Here is a 16523-nt window from a genome sequence, read left to right on the forward strand (position 1 = left end):
TGTGCATAACCATAGGTAAATTAAGTAGCGAATTATATTATTATTTTTCTTACATTAAATTATTTATCATATATAAAAACTACATTAGATATTTATTTTATATATCTAATGCTATATAAGCTCATCATACTAAAATAATGATACTCCTCGCAGCAGAGCTACGAGGTATCTATCCAAAAAGTTTTAACTGTTTTTGTTGAAATGCTTTATAAGAAGGTTTGCCTGAACCTTGATTTTTTACATAATTACGTAATTTCCGCTCATCACCATGTTTACATACTGTGCTCATAAAATATCCTTTACTCCAAAACTCACTTCCCCATAATTTTTCTTTAAGATTTGGATATTTCTTAAACATTTCCTTAGATGTAATACTTTTTATGATTTGAGTTATTTTTGTTGGGCTATACATTAGTATTGACTGTAGTAAAAAATGTACATGATCTTTATCTACTCCTATTTCCAAAAATCTAATTTCATAACGAGCTTCTATGTCCTCACAAATTTTACATAAATAATCGTCTAGTTCCTCTTTGAATATTACTCTTCTATACTTTGCCGGTGTTACTAAATGATATATTAGTACCGTGACATTATCACTTTTATGTATATAACTGCTTTCTTCCATGCATCTAGTATATCACGAAGCAGACCTTCGGGGAATTAAACCCTAAGAGATTAACTATAAATATCTTAATGAAATTACAAATCTCTTTAATTATTTAGAATAACTATCTATACTAAATTTTGTGTATCTAAAATAGTTTTAACCTTTGTATCGTATCTTGATACAGTAAACTTATTAACTATGAGTTATATACCATGTATGTATGTTTAGCAAACACTTAATTTATGACTTTAAAAAACGATTATAGGACAATATTATTTTCACTTTTGGGAATATTTATTTTTTTTGTATTAACGCTACAAATTTTTGCACTTCTAAGATTTTCTTACTTATAAATAAAGGTTTAGGTGGGGAAGAGATAAATAACATCAATCAAACTAAATTTCTAGGCTCAATAATTGCTGCTTTTGCTTTAACCCAGCTAATTAATAAATTAAGTAATAAAGTAATTATTATTACTAGCTTAATATTACTCATTCTTTGTACCATTAACTTAGTTTTGCTAGATGATTTTACTTTCATTAAAATTAACTTTATTATAATCAACGCAGGAATATTTGCATATTTCACCTCAACAGTACTAGAGATTATTGAAACTTCCGGTGAGAAGAAATATCTTTTCTTAGCTTGTGTAATATTATTATGGGCATGTGGAAATTTAATAATAAACCTAATAAGTCAATTCATCAACCCAACAAATAATACTATAATAATTGGTGCTTTATTATACTGTATTAATATTTTAACTGAGTTTCTACATTCTAATCCCACTATCCACACTTTGAAATTGGACTCAAAATTTTCATCTTTGATAAAAAATGTGGAGTTACAGATATTAACAGGATTTGTAGTATCTTATGTTACCTTAGATATATTTTGGTATTATGAAGCATTTGCTTTAAAAAAAGAATTAGCATTAATTAACCTATCACTAATATTGAAATATATTTTTATGGGAATATTATTTTCTATAATACCTATTTGTTATATAATAAATAAAGTAAATAAATATTTAGCTAATTTCGTATTAACTTTAATCCTACTTATATGCTTTATTTTACTATCACTACATGGTGGGAATAAAAACTTAAACATATTATATATTATATTGATTGGAAGTTGTTTAGGATCGATTTTTATCTGCAATATTTTAATATTGATTGATAAATTTAAAGGATATGAATTTAGAACAGCATTATTTTCATATTTTTCTATGTGTAGTGTAGGTATTTACGCCGGTGCTTTATCTTCTAGCGTTCCGTATGGCACAGTTAATGGCAGTGATTTCCTATTTTCTATTTCTGCCGTAGTTGGTAGCTTCGTCGTTTATCATGCTTGGTATCTTATTAGCTACAGATTATATAATATGCCTACAAAATGAAAAACTCCTTAAATAAAAGAGACATCTCAATATTAATCGGTAATGCACTCGATCATTTTGATACCGCACTTTACGGATTTCTTGCTCCACTTCTTGCCGGCATTTTCTTTCCGAATCACGATAAAATAGTAGCGTTAATTTTAACTTATAGCGTTCTTGCTACTTCCTTATTTACTCGCCCTATAGGTTCTTACTTCTTTGGAGCTATTGCTAAAAAATACGGCGGGGTTTTTGCATTATCTCACTCTTTAATCGGCGTTGCTTTAACCACTGCTTTAATAGGATTGATACCCTCACATGCTCAAATAGGGTGGCTTGCACCGCTGTTATTAGTCATAATCAGGACTATGCAGGGTATATATTCTGAAGGAGAATGTGCGATTGCTAAGCTATTTATTTTAGAAAATAAGGGAGAAAAAAAGGCATTTAAAGCTTCTTATCTTTATAATACCTCTACCATATTTGGGATTATCTTTGCATCCTTTATCAGTACTATAGTTTTAAATGCAGATTATAACAAATACTGGCGAATATGCTTTATATTTGGCGGACTTACTGCACTTGCCGGTTATTTTTTAAGGAAGAGCGAGGCGGTTATTCTGTCATCCCGTGGCTTGGGAACTAGATCCAGTAAATCAACAGATAATAATGCAGTAGCTGGTTTTATGGATCTAGTTCCCAAGCCACGGGATGACACTAGGATAACACCTATTTTTCCTCGCAATGACGTAATAAATGACCTACTCACAATATGGAATAATAAACTAAATATCATACGAATCAGCTTTGCCGTAGGCTTTTCATACATGACCTACATAGTGCCTTTTGTCTTTATGAATAGCTTTATTCCTCTAATTACTGATATTTCACTAGAAACAATAATGAGGTTTAATACGGAATTTCTGATTTTTGACATGGTTATGATTCCGATAATTGGGGGGCTGACCAAAAAATTCCATTACCTTAAAATATTAAGAGGTACTCTTATATTAATGATTTTAAGTTTAATCCCTCTATGGTGGTTTTTAAACAACTCATCAATATGGTATGTTAATTTTGTCCGTATATTTATTATATTAGTCGGAGTTAGCTTTCTTGCACCATTAAATTGCTGGCTAAATGATCTGTTTAAAACTACCAATAAATATATGCTCGTTGGTATCGGCAGTAGTATAGGCTCTTCGCTGATTGGGCGGCTTGCCCCATCTACCTGCTTAATGCTTTGGCATATCACAAATAGCAGTATATCGATTGCGATTTATATAACCGTGATATCGCTTATAGCTTTGTGGTGTGTTAAGCCAAAAGTGAACTAAGATATTCGTCAGGCGTCATACCTATAATTTTCGTTAGCTCATCATAACAATCATTATGGACAAGATTGCTAAATTTAGTTTTGTCGTGATCGACCAACGGAGCATATAAGTGAGCATTTTCTTTTATAAAAGAAATACCTTTTTTAAACTCATTTTTATTGTTAATACGATATTTTTTTGCTATTTCATCAAATATAAAACTATTTATGTCTTGCATTCTATAGTTATAAATACCAAAACTACCCGCAAGTAAACCATAAGTAATATCATTCTTTTTATATTCGATAATTTCTTTAATGTCATGTAACAACAAATCCCTAATATTCGTATTTAAGTTTTGTTTATATGTGTCATTCTTTAACATAATTAATATCCTTTTTATATTTTGTATACAATATAAGTACTACTAAAAATATAAAAAGTAAATTAGTTTTCTACTATAAATAAAAATATTTATAGAGCTTTCACAAAATAATAATAATTTTAATCTACGAGTTAATTGCAACTTTTTTAGGCTGTAGAAGTCAAGATTTGATCTTACAGACACTATAAAAATTATATCTGAATATCTGATAAATTATGACTGTCAGATGAGTATTCAAGATATAAGATTTCATTGTTCTCAGGAGTTTCGCACTTAGAGCCTGTCTTGAAAGTGTATTGAGAACAAAAACAATACACTAATTCATAGCAAGCAGTTTACAATTTGTATAAAAAAGCAGTAATTTTGCTAAAAATTGTAAATTTTTTGATACATCAAACAGTGCTAAAGTAATATGTTGCAGTACTATTTAATGAGCATATTCGTCTTTCAAGATAGGCTCTTAGCAAAGAATATGGTAATCTAGAGAAAAATAGTTTTAGATAAAAATGACAAGCTCAACCACTACCGGCTGAGAGCCGGTAGGTTGATGATAGGCACTAGAAGTGCCGTAGAGTTTAAGCTAAAGCTTATTCCAATCTAATGTTAGAAATAGAAGTTGGTTTATGAGCTTCTGTATGGTTATTTATATACTCATTAATTACTTCATCTGTGATATGACCACTTGTTGTACTAAAATAACCTCTTCCCCAAAAATGCTTCCCCCAATATCTCTTTTTTAATTCTGGGAATTCTTGTTGTATTCTACGTGAAGTTCTACCTTTTGCTCTTTGTACAAATTCACTTACTGCTATATTAGAAGGTATCGATACTAAAATATGTACATGATCAGATGATATCACCCCATTTACTATCCTAATATTCATTTCCTCTGAAACTTGAGCTATGATTTCCCTAATCCTTTCTTTGATAACTTGGGTTAATACTTTATAACGGTATTTTGTTATCCATACTATGTGATACCTGTGATAATATACCGTATGTTTCCCTTTTTCATATTCTGTCATAGTCATCCTATAAAATAAGTCCTACTTACTTATTTTATATAAGACGACTATGACTTATTCAAACTAAAGTTTCTCCACCTGAAGGTGGAGGTTTGAACCATCAGCTGGATAATCAAAATGTAGCAAAGATTTATATCAATCGTTTTTACAAGCAAGTAGTGTAAGATATACTGGCAAAGCATTATCTGAAGTAAGCCCAGTAGATCTATCGCACGATAGTGCAAGTCGATGGTTAAAGAGTAAAGATTTTCGCCCTAGCGAAATCTATAGCAAAGTGTCAAAATATCTTGATCTAGAGGAGCCTTGTTTATTAGTAGGAGATGACACCTTATTGTCAAAGCAATACAGTAAGAGGATCGAGCTTGTAAAGTATCAATATTCTGGGGCTGTACATGATGTTATACCTGGTATAGGAATGGTAAACTTACTGCATTACAATACTCAAATTGATCAATCTACTCCTGTAGATTATAGAATATATGATAAAGAAACTGATGGCAAAACAAAGAACGAGCATTTTTGTGATATGCTTACTTTAGCTAAAGAAAGAGGTATCAATCCTGATGCCATAGTCATGGATGCTTGGTATAGTGGTTTGGATAATTTAAAACATATACGTAATTTAGGTTGGATATGGGTTACTAACCTAAGAAGAAATAGAAAAGTTAATCGTAATGTTAGCTTGGACACTTTGGAGATTCCCGATGAAGGGCTAAAAATTCATCTACGTGGATACGGTTGGGTAACGGTATTTAAGTTTGTGGCAAAAAATGGTCGCATTGATTACATAACAACTAATTTAGAAAACCCTACACGTGAGCAAATAGAGAAAATTGTTAAGGCACGTTGGTCTATAGAAGTTTATCATCGAGAATTAAAACAAACTTGTGGTATTGAAAGCTGTCAGGCACGCACGGGTCGAGCTCAAAGAAATCATATTTGCCTTGCTGTATTGGCATGGCTTGATATGAACAAAAGGAGGATAAATGAAAAAATTACTTTATATCAACAAACTTGGGAAGTTATAAAAACATCAATTCAGAATAACATTAGATGGCTTCTAACTGATATGCAATTTTCCTAAGTGCGAAACTCCTGGTTCTTTTCAATAGCTAATTTCTTACTATCCTTAAAAGTTTGCATAGGCGTTTTACCATAACAATATTTTCCTGAATGTGGTCGCTCATTATTGAAATGCTCTAACCAAATATCAAGATCTAATTGTAAATCATCAAGATCAGTGTAGATCTTTTTCCGCATAGCTGTATCAAAGAATTCTTGTTTCATAGTTTTATTAAAACGTTCACACATACCATTTGTTTGAGGAGAATATGCTTTAGTAATAGTATGTTCTATACCTTCGATACTTAGAAATAATTCAAAAGCATGATGCTCTATATTTCCCTTATATTCTGACCCGCGATCTGTCAGAATACGAAGTATTGGTATGCCTTGAGTTTCATACCATGGTAACACGCGGTCATTAAGCATATCAGCAGCAGTTAAAGCTGTTTTATCAGTATATAGTTTAGCATCAGCTACTCTGCTATAGCTATCAATAAATACCTGAGAATAAACCTTACCTATACCCTTAAAATTTCCTACATAATATGTATCTTGGCATCCTAGATAACCTGAATGCTGTGTCTCAATCTCGCCATGGGCTTCTTTTTCGCTACGTCGTTTCTCTAGTACTTGTAACTGAGATTCAGTAAGTACAATACCATCCTGAGCCATCCTTGCTTCTAATGCTTTAAGCCTTTTATTGATATTGTTTAAATCATTACGTAACCAAATTGATCTCACTCCTCCAGGTGATACAAGTATACCGCTCTTCTTAAGCTCATTTGATACTCGAATCTGTCCATATGCTGGATATTCTATTGCCATATCCATTACTGCCTTCTCTATCGCTGGATCAACTCTATTCGCTATTATTGGCTTCTTCCGGCTAATCTCATACAACGCTTCTTCACCACCAGTTTCATACAGTTCTTTAAATCTGTAATAACTATCTCTGCTATAGCCCATCGCTTTACATGCTGATGATATGCTACCAAGACTCTTAGCGAGTTCTAGTAATCCTAATTTTGGCTTTATTATTTTTTAATTTAAGTTCATTTCTTATCTCCATTTAATAATTAATTTATTTTACTAAATGCAAGATAAAATCTCAACTATTACAGATAACCTGCTTAAGTCTAAATCTTAACTATTCTTTTTGGAAAGTAGTAGCCTCTACTACTTTCATCTATATTTCTACTTGATTCTTTGTTCTCGTGTTCTGTCGCTGTTAATTACTCTGTACGAAAAACAAGTGTTTTTCGTACTACTACCTCTTTGTACTTTTTTACTTCTAAAAAATATTAAAATTATGTACGACAAACACTGTCGTATTACTTTGATGTGCGACAAATGATACTCCTCGCAGCAGAGCTACGAGGTATCTATCCAAAAAGTTTTAACTGTTTTTGTTGAAATGCTTTATAAGAAGGTTTGCCTGAACCTTGATTTTTTACATAATTACGTAATTTCCGCTCATCACCATGTTTACCTACTGTGCTCATAAAATATCCTTTACTCCAAAACTCACTTCCCCATAATTTTTCTTTAAGATTTGGATATTTCTTAAACATTTCCTTAGATGTAATACTTTTTATGATTTGAGTTATTTTTGTTGGGCTATACATTGGTATTGACTGTAGTAAAAAATGTACATGTTCTTTATCTACTCCTATTTCCAAAAATCTAATTTCATAACGAGCTTCTATGTCCTCACAAATTTTACATAAATAATCGTCTAGTTCCTCTTTGAATATTACTCTTCTATACTTTGCCGGTGTTACTAAATGATATATTAGTACTGTGACATTATCACTTTTATGTATATAACTGCTTTCTTCCATGCATCTAGTATATCACGAAGCAGACCTTCGGGGAATTAAACCCTAAGAGATTAACGCTGTTCCAAAAACGAACGTTTTTGGAACATACTAACGTTTTTTACTTACCTAGTAAAGGTGTCGTATCATCATTACTCAAGTAACTTAGATCCAAAATAGACTCAGTCCAAATATCATCATTGCTATGAAATAACTGATTTTGAAATAAATCTATCTCTTTTGTTGGCATGTTATCCTTATAAGCTCCTATCTCCTTAAAATGATTATATATATCATCACTACTTAATGCTCGCACCTCTTTGCCAGCAATATAGGCTGTTTTAAAGATTTCCTTGGTTATCTTCTTAACTAAGTGCTGCTCTTCAAGTTGCGTCTTACTATAATGTATTCCCCCATTTACCCAAAAGTTTCTAATATATTCAATAAATGATACATTGTCGCATATATAATTCTTAACGCTGCTAAACCAACTCTCCTCTTCTTTTTGGATCAAAGCATTATCTTCTTTCCACTGCTCTAATATATTATTTGTTATATCACGTAGCTCTGCTTCATTGGTATTATCAAGTCCTTGTAATATCTTCTTTGAAATACCTTGATCCATCTTTTTTAAAAGAATAAGTGGTATATTGACCATTTCCTTAACTGCCACTACTTCAAAATTTGTGAATATTTTAATTACATTCAATACAGCAACTAATGGTATTGCCATGATCTTTAATACCGCACTTAAAGCACTATATCTATATTCATGCGAAGTTAAACTGTAGATATCGCTATATTTCTTATGCTCTCCTATACTAAAACTATTTAACGTCTTTAGATTTAAGCCGATTTTATTTTCTATGTACTTGTTTGTATTATTACTATAATCTGTCATTGTTTTTATTATTGGTATAATATAACAATAAAACTTATAATGCAAAGTGTAAGAAGCATTAAGCCTCTACACCTATATCGATATGATGTGATAATTCTGATCCTCTACCATCACATGCTACTTCAGCAGTATATTCTTGGGTAGCATTTAATGATACTTCAGATCCAAACTCATCTTGGTTAGTAAACATATTGCTAAAAACCTGCAAAAACTTATTCTGAAATATATTCATCTCTTCTATTTGAGTATCCTTAAATTCACCGTCAGCAATTACAGGCAGTAGCTTAGATAAAGCTATAACTTGATCATTATTAAGGTTGTGTAAAAATGCTTCTACCATTTCACTTTCTTTGGAACTTAAGCTTGCAAGTGCCCTTTCGATAGTAGCTACCTGCTGCTCATTTAAATTGGCTCCTAATTTTTGTACTAATTCTTCGGATATTATTACTTTGTCTATTGTTTTATCTGCAACGAACATATCATCTATAGTAGCTGCAGTATCAGCATCACCCTCCATATTTTGTTCGTGATTATAATGATAGAGTAAATTATCACATAACTTCTGTAATTGCTGATCATGCTCCTTTATATACTGACGACCTACTTCTTCTAAAGCAGCTATATTTTTTACTTTTGCATTATCTAAACTTGATGTTTCTTTAGTAATTGGAAGCTTTACCTCTATAAACTCATCTGTACCCGGTAAATCACTCCTGACCGCAGAGTTTACATTTTCTTCGCTTGCGTGCATTAATCTATCTATTAGCTTGCCCTTAGACATCCACCCTATTGCTCCATCATCATGCGTACTCTCAAATAACTTCGATAGCCCATCATATATTAGTAATGCTGGACTTGCATACTTTATATACTTCCAAATACCATTACTGGTTGGTTTATCACTTACAGGTATTGCTTCATGAAAATTCAGGGCATCATCAAAATCTAGTGAACACACCATCGTTTTATCTAATATTTCTTTTTTCTGCTCACGATTATTATTGCCTTTTAATATCTTTAATGCCTCATATGCTGGACGGTTAGCAGCTAACCCTCCATCTGCATAGGCATATAATGCTTCTTTTGATACAGATGTACCTGTAATAGCACTCGCATTTGTTACTGCCTTAAAATAAGTAGGGGCTGCTGTAGTTGCAAGCAGCACATCCTTAAGGCTTGGATCACTATGCCCGCTTGTCCCAAATAGATTATGGCTATCAAAGACTTCTACTTCCCGACCATCTGTATTTAAATTTGTCACCGGTATCATTAAGCGTGATGTTGCCTCACTTAAACGCATACCTCCTAAATGTTCATCTAATATTTTCTCTAATGGCTTTTGACTGTATTTATGTGTAAATACTTGCTTCACTCCGCTTAATAACTCATCTGGAAATATTTGCGGGGCTGCTTCCTTAAATATCTCTAAAGCCTCTTTGGCACTATATTTTGGTATACTACTTCCTGATTCTTTGGGAATGGTTAGCAATCCTGCAATAAGTCCGCCAACACTAGTGCCTGTTATTATTGGAAATAACTCCGTTATAGACTTACCCGTACGCTCCTCTATCTCAGCGAGCACCACTAGCTCTGCTATTCCTTTTACTCCGCCTCCTGATAAGGATAATACGCGATTACTCTTCACAATATCAGTTTCTATATTTGATGTTACATTTTGTTCTTTATGGCTCATTTTCTCGCTCCTATCTTTTTTGATAATTTTAATTGATATTTATATAATGTTTTTTAAAAATTACTAGTAAGTCATTATTAATAGCTAAATTATTAACTTAATACTCCACCTCGATTAATATACTGCTCTATCTCTTTTGTAATATGACCCTCTATTTCTGCGCTATTCTCTAAAGTCATTTCTGCTTCACTTTCGTTTATCACTTCATCGAACATATCCTCATATCTCTTAGGATTAAGGTCCATTGCTTTGTCATAATACTCCAAAGCCAACTCGTTATAACCAAGACCAGCAAGAGATAGTGCTTTGTTATGATATGCATGATGGTCATCAGGATTTACGCTTATAGCTTTATTATAACATTTGATGGCATCATCAAGTTAAGTAACATAGTGTCAAAAAGAGTAATATTTTTAGATTTCAGGCAGTAAGAAGTCTTTGAGTAGCTTCATCCCAAATGGATTTAGCGGATGCAAATGCAATTCTTTGGTCAGGTGCTGTTTTAGTATACCTTCCAACATTTACGGCAAATATATTTCTAACTTTTCCCATCAGTGATAATGTACATTGTGCTGCATTAGGATGCTTAAATTTAATCAATATCTTCTCTTTTCGCCTAGTTGGTTGATGTGCATTCTCAACGCGATTATTTAATCTCTTATTAGTTCGATGTTTAGTCCTAGGACACTTAAGCTTAATCGGTTTAATGTAACTCTTGAGCTTATCAGTAACAATTACTCTTGGAGCTGGGTAATTGCCCAATAATCTTAATAAAAAGCAAATAGCTGATTTCTTGTTGCGTCGCTTCTGTAGCAATACTTCTAATTCATGTCCCTCAGAGTCAACAGCCCTCCATAGTATGAATACTTCACCTTTAATCTTAATGTTCATTTTATCTAAATGCCATTTATCAGTTGGCTTCCGCTCTCTCCTTCTGATAACATCTTGAAAATAAACTGCAAATTTATTGCACCAAAATCTTACTGTCTCATGACTCAAAATAATACCTCGATATGCCATCTGTTCTTGAACATCTCGGTAGCTACTATTAAAACGATGATATAACCATACTGCATGGCTAATGATGCTTGCTGGAAAACGATGTCTCTTCGGAGCTTGAGTAATACGCATAATGGTGAAATTTAGAGATAAATGGTTACTGCTATTCTATAAATTATTCCATGCATTTGCTCAATACTTAATTTACATCTCTCTTAACTTGACGGGTGCCATATAAATAGCGAATTACTTCTGTAATTTGCTATTTATGGTGCTTATTTTAGCATCAGGTGGGCGGATATAAAGCGGTTCTATAGCACTGTTTAACTCCGCACTGTTTGCAAGCAAACTTGCTACATATCTACAAATAATAAAAGCTTTGACTCTGGCAAAACGTGGCAGAATTATTATATTTGGTAGATTTTTAACTTGAGTATATATAAATTCAAGACCACTACCGCAACAAACTATATTCCCTTCCTCATTCTTAAGCAGCTCTATAGCATAATCAAAATCTATTAACAGCGGCTCATTTGCTTTACCTGATTTATCAAAAATTTTTAGATAAAGCTGACTACGATAGGCATTTAAAAATACATATATTTTATCGTAATCTTTAACCTGCCTTATAGCTCTAAAATAAGCATGCTCAAAATTACTAACCGCTATACCTTTAATATTTTCTTTGGCAAATAATATACCCTTAGCACAAGCAAGCCCTATTCTAATACCAGTAAAACTACCAGGACCATTTGTTACCGCTAGATAATCCAGCTCATCATACGAACAGTGAGAAGCTTTCATTACTTGTTCTATCATCGGCATTAGATTTTCTGCCTGCATAGACGGATGTAATTCTTCAGCATATGCTAGGATATTATCGTTATATGAAAGTGCGACCGATGCCGTATTATTTGCCGTATCAAATGCTAAAATTTTCATGAATTATAATGACTGAATCTATAACCCAGTAGAACCGAAACCGCCACTACCTCTTGCAGTCTTTTCAAGAGTTTCGCTTTCTTTCCATGATATACGCTCATATTTTGATATTATCATTTGAGCAATTCTCATACCTTTTTCTATAACAAAATCATCTTTGCCTAAATTAATAAGAATAACTTTTATCTCACCACGATAATCAGCATCAATAGTACCAGGGGAATTAGCAACTGTAATACCATTTTTTGCAGCAAGACCCGAACGTGGTCTTATCTGTGCTTCAAATAATTCCGGTAGTGCAATAGCGATACCAGTTGGAACTAGCTGTATCTCACCTGTTTTTATAGTTATAGGTTGCTCGTTTGCTGCCGTTAAATCCATACCTGCACTGTGATCTGTAGCGTATTCGGGCAATTTACCGAAAAAATTATCTAATTTCTTAATTTTAACTTGTGTTATAGTCATGTTACTTTATATCAAATTTATCGTTAATAATCTTATTTTCAACTGCATTAATTAAGGAGTCAGCAAAATTATCAGTTAATATTTTACTTGCCATACCAAGCTTCTTTTTAATCCATGGTTGTTTAGCACAAAGATATTGAAATTTGATATTATCACCAAATTTAGCTTTCATAGTACTATACATATCGCCAAGGTCATCAATTAAACCATAATCAAGAGCTGTTCGCCCTGCCCAAAATTCGCCATTAAATAAAATATCGTCTTGCTGAGTTAATTTACCGACTCTTCTTGTTTTTACATAATCAACAAAATGTTCATAAACTTGCTTTTGTAGATCTTTAATGATTTTTACATCCTCTTTATTAATAGGTTTGAAAGGATCTAAAACTGCTTTATTTTTCCCCTCTGTATAAACTCTTCTTTCTATTCCAAGCTTATTAATTGCTTCATGGAAGCCAAAACCACTTGAGACTACACCGATACTACCTATAATCGAACTATGCAAGGCATATATTTGATCACCAGCACAAGCCAGCCAATAGCCGCCCGATGCTGCCATATCTTCTATAAAGCTATAAATTTTGATTTTGTGCTCTTTAGCAAGCGTGCGAATACGTTTTGCAATAAGTTCCGATTGTACAGGTGACCCGCCTGGGGAGTTGATAATAAGACACAAGGCTTTTAACTTTTTTATTTTAAAAGCTTTTTCTATTAGCTCATTTAGTGACTCTAAAGTAAGCCCTGACTGCACAGTACTAACTTTACCTATAACGCCGTTTAAACGTAAAACGGCAACTACTTCTTTAGAATCACCAAAGATCGAAGCAAATAATTGCTCTAATTTACTTATCTGAGGTTTAGCTATTATTGGTTCAAACTCTGCATTTGCAATAGTTGATTTATTTACTTCGTTCATTATCTTGCTCATTGTTATCTTTTGGTGCTTCTTCAGCAGGTGCTTCTAAAGGATTTATTAGATCTTTTACTGTTCCTTTTTTTATAGGCTGCAAAGGCTTTGCTGGTTTATTCAGAGATTGTCCATTATAGCTATTTTTAGGTTCTGGATGATTTCCTGGTATAGCAGATAAAATAGTTTCTCTAATTTTTTCATCATACCAATTAGTATTACCTATAAAACTAGTTACTATTTTACCATTTGGATCTATTAATATGCTTGTAGGTAAACTAATTACTCCTAAAGCCTTAAATAGCTGATTTCTATAATCTTGATAAATTGGTAAATATCTTATCTGGTAACTTTTATAATACTCCATAATAACTTTTACATCTTGATAATCTTCTGAAACCGGAATCACTGAGAAAGGCAGCTTCCTAAAATCTTTCTGTAATGTATCAAGATCTGGCATCTCTTTTACACAATTAGCACTCCAAGTAGCCCAAAATACTAATAATATAGTTTTTCCCTCGAACTGATCAAGAGAATATTGATTTTTTTCTTCATCAAAAAAAATTATATCATCAGGAACATTTGAGCCATTCTTAGGATTTGCATAAATTTTAGGAGTAAAGACTGTTATTAATAATAAAAATACTGTAATGGTAAAAAAATATTTATTATAATTACTTAAACCCATAAAATAATTTATTATTGTAATGAAAAAATTTGATTTTGTTGTACTTTTACTTTTATACACTATGTTATGTAGCTGCGGCATAAAAAAACCTTTAGAACCACCGGTGAATGTCATTCCCGCAAAAGCAGGAATCCAGGAAAAAGCGGGATAAACTAAATTTTTTTAGTTTTAAAAACTTATTATATACTGGATTCCCGCCTATGCGAGAATAACACTAATACCTCTTCAATGTCGTACCTTGTAATACTAAGTCAAAACAAAATGATTTCAGATGTTGTTGAGACTCAACCAAAGCAGGATTAATCTCACCACATTCATTGCTACATATATTTTTATTAGATAAGTCTAAACGTGTATCTAATGTTTTAAGATCTGCATGCTCTACCCTTATATTGACACTTTTTAAATTACCAGCAGATTTATAAGGTAACATGCTGACAAAGTAATATTCCCCTTTATTATTAGTAGTAGCAGTGCCGCTACCAGTGAAGCTAGAATCCTTTTTACCGGTAAATCTCCTTTTATCAACACGTGTTTTTAAAGGTTCATAAGGATATTTACCACCGCTACCTGCTTGCCATAAATAAACTTTAGCATCTGCAACTGGCACACAATTTTGATCCAGTACTATTCCTTTAATTATGATTTTTTCACCATAAAACCTAGATATCTGTCCTGTTTTACGTAATAAATTATTGGTAGGCTCAAAAACTTTTGGTTCATAATCATTAAATATATTTCTTGTAATTTTACAACGATTAAGCTTATTAGGATAGCCTTTGGAAGCTGCAAATATATTTAATGTCCAGAAACATAAAAAACAAAATATAAACTTTTTCACTTTTCACCACTTTATTTTTTGTTATCTTTCGTCATTACGAGATGATGCGTAGCATCGATGCGGCAATCTTAGGAATTTTATATTTCTTTCATGAGATTGCTTCGTCGCTACTCTCCTCGCAAGGCATTGCCCGCGTGGATCGGAAAACGCCCTAAGGTAGTCATACCGTGGCTTGGGAACTAGATCCAGAAAATAATAAAAAATACTAATTTTATTATTATTTTTAACTGGTTCTAGTTCATAAATCACGGGATGACAGGGGAGAATGATCCACGTAGGCAATGCCACCTCGCAATGACGACTTCCGATTTATACTATAATCAAATTAAAACAATTATTCATATTAATCAAATTATTTTTATTCTCATTTGATTATTAAATAATTGATTGTTATAGTAAATTTAATTGTAATAATAATATTATTAATATGCAAAAACTTCTATCTTTAATAATTGTAGCTTTAGTACTTTATAACATAGCAAAGTTAAAACTCTCTTCTGATGATAATGCTACGATTGTAGAACAAGCAAGCGTAAATAACTCTACTAATGACGAAAATCAAGTTAGTATTAATAACGACCCTCCTGTCTCTTTAAATGGTAATTTATTTGAACGAACAATTTCCAAAATAGTAATTAATGCTCTTAAAACTGAGGAAGGTAAAGCGTTTTTTGAAAATATTTTGCAGCCGCTAAATAAACCTATAGATACTAAAGATTATACCATTCCTGTACATAAAGACTTAATAACTTCTCTATTTAAAATTAATACTATCGGTACTGGTAATGTTGGACCTGCTTCTTGTGGTCATGTAGTTACAGTATTTTACCAAATATCGGATATGAGTAATAATTTAATATCAGAAGATACTAAAACTTTTACCATAGGTTCAGGTGCTGTAATGCCTGGTCTTGATAACGTAATAGTAGGGATGAATGTAGGGCAAGCAAGAGAAGCTATTATTCCTGCTAAATACGCTGCTAGTGTCGGTGCTAATAATGATAATGCCGACAGTGCATATAGAGTTAATGTCATGCTTAAATCTATATTGCCACAAAATTTTATTAAAAGTAATGAAGTTAAAATTTATGATAATGAAATAGCTTATCGTATTCCTTTATTATGCGGTGAAAAAATAGCTTTTAATGCTAAGATTACTCGCCTTGCAAATGGCGAAGTGTTATATGACTCAAAAACTAAGGGGCAAAAAGTTGATATGAAAATTGGTGATATTACCTATCCTCTAATTTTTTCTTATGCTTTGCAAGGTAAAGTACCAGTAGGTACTCGAACTGTTATTGCTAAAGGACAGACTTTTAAGGCATTAGGTTCTAATATAAATAAGATAATTTCACAGGAATCATTACCTTTAAATGAATATCTAATGCTTGAAATTAATGATTTTAAATAATAAATATGAAACAACGTAAAATATCTGATATTAAAAAACAAAAAAATTATATTTTATTATCTGTGCTTGTCATTATGATA

16 protein-coding genes and 3 pseudogenes are annotated in these 16523 nt (G+C 32.1%); 4 read left to right on the top strand and 15 right to left on the bottom strand.

The genetic code is table 11. The annotated features are described in order from the left end of the window. Positions 1-169: 169 nt before the first annotated feature. Positions 170-628: an IS200/IS605 family transposase gene (tnpA, locus tag ACOAL3_RS07630; RefSeq protein WP_419234744.1), complete on the bottom strand. Its 459-nt coding sequence runs from the start codon at positions 626-628 to the stop codon at positions 170-172. 224 nt (positions 629-852) lie between these two features. On the opposite strand from tnpA (ACOAL3_RS07630), the pseudogene ACOAL3_RS07635 reads away from it, so the two are divergent. After that, a pseudogene (locus tag ACOAL3_RS07635) lies at positions 853-2009 on the top strand (hypothetical protein). Then, positions 2006-3325 carry an MFS transporter gene (locus ACOAL3_RS07640; RefSeq protein WP_419234745.1) on the top strand — a complete coding sequence of 440 codons (1320 nt, stop codon included), beginning with the start codon at positions 2006-2008 and terminating at the stop codon, positions 3323-3325. The pseudogene ACOAL3_RS07635 and the gene ACOAL3_RS07640 overlap by 4 nt, the downstream one beginning before the upstream one ends. On the opposite strand, the gene ACOAL3_RS07645 is transcribed toward ACOAL3_RS07640, so the two are convergent. Together ACOAL3_RS07645 and tnpA (ACOAL3_RS07650) are read right to left on the bottom strand one after the other, a co-directional pair. After that, positions 3306-3689: a hypothetical protein gene (locus ACOAL3_RS07645; RefSeq protein WP_419234746.1), complete on the bottom strand. Its 384-nt coding sequence runs from the start codon at positions 3687-3689 to the stop codon at positions 3306-3308. The two genes, ACOAL3_RS07640 and ACOAL3_RS07645, sit on opposite strands and share 20 nt — an antisense overlap. Before the next feature lie 587 nt (positions 3690-4276). Continuing rightward, positions 4277-4714 carry an IS200/IS605 family transposase gene (gene tnpA, locus ACOAL3_RS07650; protein ID WP_419235618.1) on the bottom strand — a complete coding sequence of 146 codons (438 nt, stop codon included), beginning with the start codon at positions 4712-4714 and terminating at the stop codon, positions 4277-4279. Positions 4715-4826: 112 nt separating this feature from the next. Between tnpA (ACOAL3_RS07650) and ACOAL3_RS07655 the strand changes: the two are divergent. Beyond that, a pseudogene (locus tag ACOAL3_RS07655) lies at positions 4827-5798 on the top strand (IS701 family transposase); the annotation flags it as partial. Here the strand turns inward: ACOAL3_RS07655 and ACOAL3_RS07660 are convergent. From ACOAL3_RS07660 to ACOAL3_RS07715, 12 genes and pseudogenes are all read right to left on the bottom strand, one after another. Further along, complete coding sequence (locus ACOAL3_RS07660; RefSeq protein WP_419235625.1) at positions 5795-6817, bottom strand: IS481 family transposase; 1023 nt, start codon at positions 6815-6817, stop codon at positions 5795-5797. The pseudogene ACOAL3_RS07655 and the gene ACOAL3_RS07660 overlap by 4 nt on opposite strands. 344 nt (positions 6818-7161) lie before the next feature. Next, on the bottom strand, positions 7162-7620 hold the full coding sequence (gene tnpA / locus ACOAL3_RS07665; protein ID WP_419234618.1) for an IS200/IS605 family transposase: 459 nt from the start codon (positions 7618-7620) through the stop codon (positions 7162-7164). Positions 7621-7717: 97 nt separating this feature from the next. Continuing rightward, positions 7718-8497 (bottom strand): hypothetical protein, encoded by a 780-nt coding sequence (locus ACOAL3_RS07670; protein ID WP_419234708.1) that lies wholly within the window; start codon positions 8495-8497, stop codon positions 7718-7720. Between the two features lie 58 nt (positions 8498-8555). Then, entirely contained in the window at positions 8556-10190 is a 1635-nt protein-coding gene (locus tag ACOAL3_RS07675) for a patatin-like phospholipase family protein (RefSeq protein ID WP_419234709.1), read from the bottom strand. Between the two features lie 92 nt (positions 10191-10282). Further along, complete coding sequence (locus tag ACOAL3_RS07680; RefSeq protein ID WP_419234748.1) at positions 10283-10405, bottom strand: hypothetical protein; 123 nt, start codon at positions 10403-10405, stop codon at positions 10283-10285. A 57-nt stretch (positions 10406-10462) separates the two neighbouring features. Continuing rightward, a pseudogene (locus tag ACOAL3_RS07685) lies at positions 10463-10558 on the bottom strand (tetratricopeptide repeat protein); the annotation flags it as partial. Positions 10559-10610: 52 nt separating this feature from the next. After that, positions 10611-11321 carry an IS6 family transposase gene (locus tag ACOAL3_RS07690; RefSeq protein ID WP_419234749.1) on the bottom strand — a complete coding sequence of 237 codons (711 nt, stop codon included), beginning with the start codon at positions 11319-11321 and terminating at the stop codon, positions 10611-10613. 114 nt (positions 11322-11435) lie between these two features. Beyond that, on the bottom strand, positions 11436-12131 hold the full coding sequence (tsaB, locus tag ACOAL3_RS07695) for a tRNA (adenosine(37)-N6)-threonylcarbamoyltransferase complex dimerization subunit type 1 TsaB (protein WP_419234750.1): 696 nt from the start codon (positions 12129-12131) through the stop codon (positions 11436-11438). An 18-nt stretch (positions 12132-12149) separates the two neighbouring features. Beyond that, positions 12150-12596 (bottom strand): dUTP diphosphatase, encoded by a 447-nt coding sequence (gene dut, locus ACOAL3_RS07700; protein ID WP_395477229.1) that lies wholly within the window; start codon positions 12594-12596, stop codon positions 12150-12152. Between the two features lies 1 nt (position 12597). Beyond that, the gene (locus ACOAL3_RS07705; RefSeq protein ID WP_011477023.1) at positions 12598-13512 is read right to left on the bottom strand and encodes a S49 family peptidase; all 915 of its coding nucleotides are present in this window, start codon (positions 13510-13512) and stop codon (positions 12598-12600) included. Continuing rightward, positions 13496-14191 carry a TlpA disulfide reductase family protein gene (locus ACOAL3_RS07710; protein WP_395477227.1) on the bottom strand — a complete coding sequence of 232 codons (696 nt, stop codon included), beginning with the start codon at positions 14189-14191 and terminating at the stop codon, positions 13496-13498. The genes ACOAL3_RS07705 and ACOAL3_RS07710 overlap by 17 nt, the downstream gene beginning before the upstream one ends. A 214-nt stretch (positions 14192-14405) precedes the next feature. Continuing rightward, complete coding sequence (locus ACOAL3_RS07715) at positions 14406-15032, bottom strand: dioxygenase family protein (protein ID WP_395477226.1); 627 nt, start codon at positions 15030-15032, stop codon at positions 14406-14408. Positions 15033-15459: 427 nt separating this feature from the next. On the opposite strand from ACOAL3_RS07715, the gene ACOAL3_RS07720 reads away from it, so the two are divergent. Continuing rightward, positions 15460-16443, top strand: a complete 984-nt coding sequence (locus tag ACOAL3_RS07720; protein WP_395477225.1) for an FKBP-type peptidyl-prolyl cis-trans isomerase — start codon at positions 15460-15462, stop codon at positions 16441-16443. Positions 16444-16523: the final 80 nt, after the last annotated feature.

Origin of the sequence: Rickettsia endosymbiont of Nabis limbatus (genome assembly GCF_965196655.1) — a bacterium.
Taxonomy (GTDB): domain Bacteria; phylum Pseudomonadota; class Alphaproteobacteria; order Rickettsiales; family Rickettsiaceae; genus Rickettsia.

What these genes read in the sequence shown, in the direction of transcription:
- ACOAL3_RS07720 (WP_395477225.1), top strand. Translation starts at nt 15,460, where the DNA reads ATGCAAAAACTTCTATCTTTAATAATTGTAGCTTTAGTACTTTATAAC.
- ACOAL3_RS07675 (WP_419234709.1), bottom strand. Translation starts at nt 10,190, where the DNA reads ATGAGCCATAAAGAACAAAATGTAACATCAAATATAGAAACTGATATT.
- ACOAL3_RS07690 (WP_419234749.1), bottom strand. Translation starts at nt 11,321, where the DNA reads ATGCGTATTACTCAAGCTCCGAAGAGACATCGTTTTCCAGCAAGCATC.
- ACOAL3_RS07705 (WP_011477023.1), bottom strand. Translation starts at nt 13,512, where the DNA reads ATGAACGAAGTAAATAAATCAACTATTGCAAATGCAGAGTTTGAACCA.
- tnpA (WP_419235618.1), bottom strand. Translation starts at nt 4,714, where the DNA reads ATGACAGAATATGAAAAAGGGAAACATACGGTATATTATCACAGGTAT.
- ACOAL3_RS07645 (WP_419234746.1), bottom strand. Translation starts at nt 3,689, where the DNA reads ATGTTAAAGAATGACACATATAAACAAAACTTAAATACGAATATTAGG.
- ACOAL3_RS07710 (WP_395477227.1), bottom strand. Translation starts at nt 14,191, where the DNA reads ATGGGTTTAAGTAATTATAATAAATATTTTTTTACCATTACAGTATTT.
- ACOAL3_RS07640 (WP_419234745.1), top strand. Translation starts at nt 2,006, where the DNA reads ATGAAAAACTCCTTAAATAAAAGAGACATCTCAATATTAATCGGTAAT.
- ACOAL3_RS07670 (WP_419234708.1), bottom strand. Translation starts at nt 8,497, where the DNA reads ATGACAGATTATAGTAATAATACAAACAAGTACATAGAAAATAAAATC.
- ACOAL3_RS07680 (WP_419234748.1), bottom strand. Translation starts at nt 10,405, where the DNA reads ATGTTCGATGAAGTGATAAACGAAAGTGAAGCAGAAATGACTTTAGAG.
- dut (WP_395477229.1), bottom strand. Translation starts at nt 12,596, where the DNA reads ATGACTATAACACAAGTTAAAATTAAGAAATTAGATAATTTTTTCGGT.
- tnpA (WP_419234744.1), bottom strand. Translation starts at nt 628, where the DNA reads ATGGAAGAAAGCAGTTATATACATAAAAGTGATAATGTCACGGTACTA.
- tsaB (WP_419234750.1), bottom strand. Translation starts at nt 12,131, where the DNA reads ATGAAAATTTTAGCATTTGATACGGCAAATAATACGGCATCGGTCGCA.
- tnpA (WP_419234618.1), bottom strand. Translation starts at nt 7,620, where the DNA reads ATGGAAGAAAGCAGTTATATACATAAAAGTGATAATGTCACAGTACTA.